Here is a 6,099-nt window from a genome sequence, read left to right as displayed (position 1 = left end):
AGAAAACGATCATAATAGCCACCGCCATAACCCACTCGAAACCCGCGCTGATCGAATGCAAGAAGCGGGACAAGTACCACATCAATTTGCTGAGGTTCAATGCGCTTTGATTTCTGCGGATCTGGTTCAGGAATATTCCATTGATTACGGATTAAAATGCTTTCCTCAGTTAAAAGATAGTGCTCCATTTCCTTCGTGCCCGGCAAAATGTAAGGTGCAACCACGTCAACCTGTCTTGCTTTGTCCCTGAGTCCCGAGATTATCGACCGGCAATCCACTTCATTTTTGGCAGGATGCGGCAGGAAAACGTGAATGGTCGAGAAAGTAATTTCAGAAAGGTAGGCGAGCGTTTTTTCCGAGATAGAAAGGTTAGCAGCCTCACGTTCAGCTTGTGTAAGCGCCATTCTTTTTATCAAAAATTCCTTACGCAGAAATGCTTTTTTCATAAACTCTTCACCGATTTTAACTTGGTCCAATATCAAAAATTAACCCGAAGCCGGCACGGTTTACCGCGATTTTTAAGCCTTTTTATTCATTTGTTTGTACTTTCACGGTCAGATTTCAAATCTTTAACTACTGTATAGAATTTAAGACATGAGCAAAATTAAAGTTGACAATCCCGTTGTAGAACTGGATGGCGATGAAATGACCCGCATCATCTGGAAGTTTATTAAGGAAAAACTGATTTTACCTTACCTGGATGTAGATATTAAATATTACGATCTTGGTGTTGAGTACCGTGACGAAACAAACGACCAGGTTACTGTGGATGCAGCCAATGCAATCCGCGAATTTGGTGTTGGTATCAAATGCGCCACGATCACTCCTGACGAAGACCGCGTTAAAGAATTTAATCTGAAACAAATGTGGAAATCGCCAAACGGTACAATCCGGAATATTCTGGACGGAACCGTTTTCCGCGAGCCTATCGTAATGCAGAATGTGCCACGTTTGGTAACCAACTGGACTGCTCCTATCATCGTAGGTCGTCATGCATTTGGCGATCAATACCGCGCAACTGATTTCGTTGTTCCGGGTAAAGGAAAGCTTTCTATCAAATTTGAAGGTGAAAACGGCGAAGTAATCGAGCACGAGGTTTATCAATACAAAGGTGCTGGTGTGGCAATGGCGATGTACAACATCGACGAGTCAATCCGCGGTTTTGCACGTGCTTGTTTCAACGTGGCGCTGGACAAAGGCTGGCCGCTGTATTTGTCAACCAAGAATACCATTCTTAAAAAATACGACGGACGTTTCAAGGATATTTTCCAGGAGATCTACGAAACAGAATATGCAGGCAAAGTACACTACGAGCACCGTCTGATCGACGATATGGTTGCTTCTGCATTGAAGTGGGAAGGTAACTTTGTTTGGGCTTGCAAAAACTATGATGGTGACGTTCAGTCAGATACAGTTGCGCAAGGCTTTGGTTCACTGGGCTTGATGACTTCTGTATTGGTTACGCCAGATGGCAAAACAATGGAAGCAGAGGCTGCACACGGAACGGTAACCCGCCACTATCGCGAGCACCAGAAAGGAAAACCAACTTCAACTAACCCGATCGCATCTATTTTCGCGTGGACACGTGGCTTGGCATTCCGTGGCAAGCTGGATAACAACCAACCTTTGATCGACTTCTGCCATGCACTTGAAAAAGTATGTATTGAAACGGTTGAAAGCGGTAAGATGACAAAGGATCTGGCAATCGGTGTTTTCGGAAATGACGTAAAACACGGCGAGCACTTCCTTTACACCGAAGAATTCCTTGAAGCAATTGATACCAACCTGAAAGCTGCTTTGGCATAACAATCAGGTTTTTATATTTCAGCCACCGGCTTTATAGTCGGTGGCTTTTTTGTGCCTAAAAATCAGGAAAGCAATGGAGAAAAATCTTACTTCTTCTCTCTCATTTTCTTCACAGTTCTGACCGCCGTCATAATCAAAACTGCAAAGGCAATCAGTCCCAAAACTCCCCAGAGCCAGTCGACCGTATTTTTTAATACAACCAAAAAAACAATGGAGAAGAGGAATACTGTTGCTATTTCATTAAAAAGGCGCAGCTGAAAAGATGAAAACCGGAATTTTCCCTGCCGGATTTCGAGCAATATTTTACGGGTAAAAAAATGGTAAGCTACCAAGCCGACAACAAAGGCAAGTTTGAGCTGCATCCAACCCTGATCCAGCCACGCCGGGGTAATATACAGCATGATTGAGCCGAAAATCAATGTAAGCCAGCAAGCGGGCGTCATAATTGCATTCCAGAGCAGCTTTTCCATTTTGGTAAACTGCGCGAAAAGTATCTCCCGCTCGGGACTTGGTTTCTCATTTGCCTCCGTGTGATAAACAAACAGGCGCGGCATATAAAAGAGCCCGGCAAACCAGCTTACAACAAAAATGATATGCAGTGCCTTGAAATGGAGGTATGTCATAGCGGGGATTTTTGATCAGCGATCCGGCATTGAAGTACCTTCCCTACCGATCTTTTTACGGGCAAATTTCGTAAATAATGGATGAATACCTCAGAGAAAACTTTCTTTGTGAAGGATTCGTTAATCAATCTGTAAAGTAACCCAAACCAGTAAAATGAAAACCACAATCCCGATTTTGACGTTTTTGTTTATGTGTTGCATGGTTGTGATATCTTGCGCTCAGTCGGAAAAAAAACAAAAGAGAAAAATGGATAAAGAAACCGCGTTTACGTCGCTTGACGAAAAGAATGTAGATACTGCGAATACGGAAATTGCAACCTTCGGAACCGGCTGTTTCTGGTGTACAGAGGCTGTGATGGAGTCTTTGGAAGGTGTAAAGAAGGTCGTTTCGGGCTACTCAGGTGGGCATGATCCTAATCCTAACTACAAGGCTGTGTGCACAGGCAATACCGGCCATGCAGAATGTGTCGAGGTGGTTTATGATCCAAAAGTGATCAGCTATGCAGACCTTCTTGAGGCATTTTTCCGCAGCCACGACCCTACCACTTTAAACCGTCAGGGAAATGATGTGGGTACTCAGTATCGTTCCGTGATTTTTTATCATAATGAGGAACAAAAGGCACTTGCAGAAAAAGCGAAGACAGAGCTTGACAAGTCTGGCGCTTATCAAAACCCGATTGTTACCGAAATTACGAAAGCTGTGAAGTTCTATCCTGCTGAGGATTACCATCAAAACTACTTCGCCAACAATCCGGAACAAGGCTATTGCGCATTCGTAATTGCCCCAAAACTGGACAAGTTCAAGAAGGTTTTTAAAGAAAAGCTGCGTAAGGAAATCTAAGTTTCAGACGGAAATGTGAATAGATGCCCACTTATAAAGTGGGGGTACCCGGATAATAAGTATCAATGGCACAAATTTTGAAGCATTCAATTAAACGCTTTATTTTGTGCCATTATTAACAATAACTTATCTATTACGATGAAAAAGATTCTATTCATGTTTTTCGTTGCGTCGGTTCTGAGCGCGACCTCGGAAAAAGCTTTTGCGCAATTCGAGAAAGGAGATAAAATACTAAATTTAGGAATTGGCGGCGGCGGATACGGCTTCTATGGAGGCGGCGGTTTCGCAGTTGGTGGCTCTTTCGAAGTTGGTGTACACGAGTTTATTAGTGTTGGTGCGCAAGCAGATATTAGATTTTATAACTATGGATATCTGCTAGGACCATCTGATAATTACGTTGCTTTACCAATTGCTGCGAGAGGTTCTTATCACTATGGCAAACACTTTCTAACTATTGACCAGTTAGATCTTTATGCTGGACCTGCATTAGGATTTAACATCGATAACAATCAGTATTATACAAGCTCTGCACTTGTTATTGGTGCATTTGCAGGAGCGAGATATTATTTCAAACCTACATTTGGTGCATTTGTTGAATTTGCAGGAGGAACGAATATGATCCCTGCAAAAGTAGGTGTTTCGTTGAAGTTTTAACTTTATTACAGATAGAAATAGCCGCTGAGAATTCAGCGGCTATTTTTTTGTACTAGAATTCAATATTCACCGTAAGAAACCCGATTTGCGTTTTTGCATTGAAGCCAGGACTGAACTTGAATGTGATCGGCTCTCCTCTCTGCAGCAGTTCTCTCCTTATTTTCCCAGCCTTTGATCCATTCCTGCCTGCCTTTACAAAGCTCACTGTACCAAATGTTGCTGCTCCCGCAAACCCGCCGATAATCAGCGACGCACCACGGATTGCCTTTTGCTCATCGGCATACGTTAGGAAATTCCCATTCGCATCGGTCTGAATATTAGCTATAATACCAGTTCCTACCCCCATTAAGATGAGCCCGACCGAAGTACCTGCGATACCAATTGCAAGTCCGTTCTTTGACTTGGTTCGGTAATATTTATAAATACCTCTTAAATGCTCGGAAGAACTCGTTTGCAGTTCCTGCTGAAATTTGTTTCCTCCTGGCATAACTGCTGCGGAAGTTTGCCTTGGGCCAGCGGAGGAGGGTGCGTAATAATTAGGCACTTCCAATGTGGCCTCAAACGTCTCCACCTCACCGTTCCCGTAGTGAATGGACGCAATCTCTGCCTTTTTAATCGTAAACAACGGTCCCTCCTGATCGTTAACTTTCTTGTATTTGACTACGCTATCATCTACTTCCTGAATAAGGACTTCCAGCTTGGTCTCATCCCGCATCAGGATAATGTCAGGCTTCCGCGTTGTCTGGGCAGAAGCAGCATGAAGGAACAAAAAACAAATGGTGATCAGGAGCTGAAATCTCAGCACAGGTAAACTTACTTTCATTGCGGAAGGAGCTAAATATGAATATTTTGCTCCGAATGAAGTAATAAATTTATCCTTATCAAAATGTCATACGCATTGTGAGTTGGCCGGATTTATTAAACGGATCAAAGCTTGGTCCTATCCTGAATGTAGTAAGTGGCTGCCCGCGGCGTTCCAACTCTGATTTGACCTTATTGGCCTTTTTATGATTGACGCGGTACTTATTAAAAGTGATCAAACCTAAAACCCCGCCAAAAACTGGTCCGCCTACCGCCAGTGCAGTGCCAAATTTTTTGTCATCCTGATCTTCACCGACTGCACCCACAATGATTCCGGAGACCAGCGTGGCTACTGCGATAGAAGTAAAAACGATTGCACCTGTTTTACCATCTATTGCCTTATTATTGTAGTATTCGTATTTGTCTCTCAGCTGATCCGAATTGGCCATAACAACACTTTTCTCAAATGGATCCTTCGGCAGATTATTCATGTCTGCATATTGCCCAACCGAATCAGGCGGTGTTTTACCTACCAAAACCGAATCGCGCACGTTTAATATCTTACCATTTTTCAACATAACCCTCGCAACCTGATCCATATAAATGTAGGCTTTTGCACTATCAGCTGTGCCCAGATCGCGGTAGTTGATCTTTTCGTAAGTCATTTGTGTAATAAGCGCCTGGATTCGCGAGCTATCGCGTTTGACGATCACGTCGTTTTTACGAGCGGTTTGTGCAAGTGAATTCTGTGCAAAAGAAAGTGACAGAAGAGCGATCAGAATGACCGACAGGAAGTTAGATGTGTGTATACGCATAATAAAAGGTTGGATGAAAATGTGTTTAAACCTACACAAACTTTCATCAAACCTGTAAAAAATTATGCTACTACATTCCGAATTTGTTGAGCTGTTTGACAAGTACCTCAAAATCTTTGGGATAAGGCGCTTCAACACGCACCGGCTCTCCGTCCATTAATGCAAAAGAAAGCGAATGCGCGTGCAAAGCAACCCGTTGAATCAGAGGTTGTTCTTCGGTTTCTTTTTTCAGGTTGAACTTGCGTTTCAAACTTGAAAGATAAATCTGCTCGCCGCCATATTGCGGGTCGCAAACAATGGGCGCTTTGAGGCAGGAAAGGTGAATGCGGATCTGGTGCATGCGACCTGTAATGGGGATACATTCCACTAATGTGTAACCACGGTAAACCTGTAAAGTGTTGAAGATCGTCTCCGCCACCTTACCTTCTGCCCGATCGATTTTCACTGCTGTTCCGTTCTTCAAAGGTAAAATGGGAAGGTATACCGAGATACTGTCCAGCTTGTGAATGCCATTTGTGACTGCATGGTAGCGCTTTGTAACTTCCCTGTGTTCAAATTG

8 protein-coding genes are annotated in these 6,099 nt (G+C 43.3%); 3 read left to right on the top strand and 5 right to left on the bottom strand.

The features are described 5' to 3' along the window. Positions 1–446: 5-formyltetrahydrofolate cyclo-ligase (locus ACTIE6_RS23500; RefSeq protein ID WP_439558950.1), on the bottom strand; the 446-nt coding region annotated here is incomplete at its 3' end. Between the two features lie 148 nt (positions 447–594). On the opposite strand from ACTIE6_RS23500, the gene ACTIE6_RS23495 reads away from it, so the two are divergent. Next, a complete protein-coding gene (locus ACTIE6_RS23495; RefSeq protein ID WP_439558949.1) occupies positions 595–1,806 on the top strand; it encodes an NADP-dependent isocitrate dehydrogenase in 1,212 nt (403 codons plus the stop codon). Between the two features lie 86 nt (positions 1,807–1,892). Here the strand turns inward: ACTIE6_RS23495 and ACTIE6_RS23490 are convergent, their stop codons facing one another. After that, on the bottom strand, positions 1,893–2,429 hold the full coding sequence (locus ACTIE6_RS23490; RefSeq protein ID WP_439558948.1) for a CopD family protein: 537 nt from the start codon (positions 2,427–2,429) through the stop codon (positions 1,893–1,895). A 247-nt stretch (positions 2,430–2,676) separates the two neighbouring features. Here ACTIE6_RS23490 and msrA point away from each other — a divergent pair, with 247 nt between their 5' ends. Both msrA and ACTIE6_RS23480 read left to right on the top strand, forming a co-directional pair. Continuing rightward, positions 2,677–3,270, top strand: a complete 594-nt coding sequence (msrA, locus tag ACTIE6_RS23485) for a peptide-methionine (S)-S-oxide reductase MsrA (RefSeq protein WP_439558947.1) — start codon at positions 2,677–2,679, stop codon at positions 3,268–3,270. A 138-nt stretch (positions 3,271–3,408) separates the two neighbouring features. Next, positions 3,409–3,924, top strand: coding sequence for a hypothetical protein (locus tag ACTIE6_RS23480; protein WP_439558946.1), 516 nt, complete (start codon positions 3,409–3,411; stop codon positions 3,922–3,924). A 52-nt stretch (positions 3,925–3,976) separates the two neighbouring features. Here ACTIE6_RS23480 and ACTIE6_RS23475 read toward each other — a convergent pair whose 3' ends face one another. From ACTIE6_RS23475 to ACTIE6_RS23465, 3 genes are all read right to left on the bottom strand, one after another. After that, on the bottom strand, positions 3,977–4,747 hold the full coding sequence (locus tag ACTIE6_RS23475; protein WP_439558945.1) for a hypothetical protein: 771 nt from the start codon (positions 4,745–4,747) through the stop codon (positions 3,977–3,979). A gap of 58 nt (positions 4,748–4,805) precedes the next feature. Then, entirely contained in the window at positions 4,806–5,540 is a 735-nt protein-coding gene (locus ACTIE6_RS23470; protein WP_439558944.1) for a hypothetical protein, read from the bottom strand. 70 nt (positions 5,541–5,610) lie between these two features. Continuing rightward, a partial coding sequence (locus ACTIE6_RS23465) for an RluA family pseudouridine synthase (RefSeq protein ID WP_439558943.1) occupies positions 5,611–6,099 on the bottom strand: 489 nt, incomplete at its 5' end.

This window comes from Dyadobacter sp. (genome assembly GCF_051859145.1).
Classification (GTDB): domain Bacteria; phylum Bacteroidota; class Bacteroidia; order Cytophagales; family Spirosomataceae; genus Dyadobacter.
The sequence above is the reverse complement of the archived record's forward strand: the minus strand, read 5'-3'. Positions and strand labels throughout refer to the sequence as shown.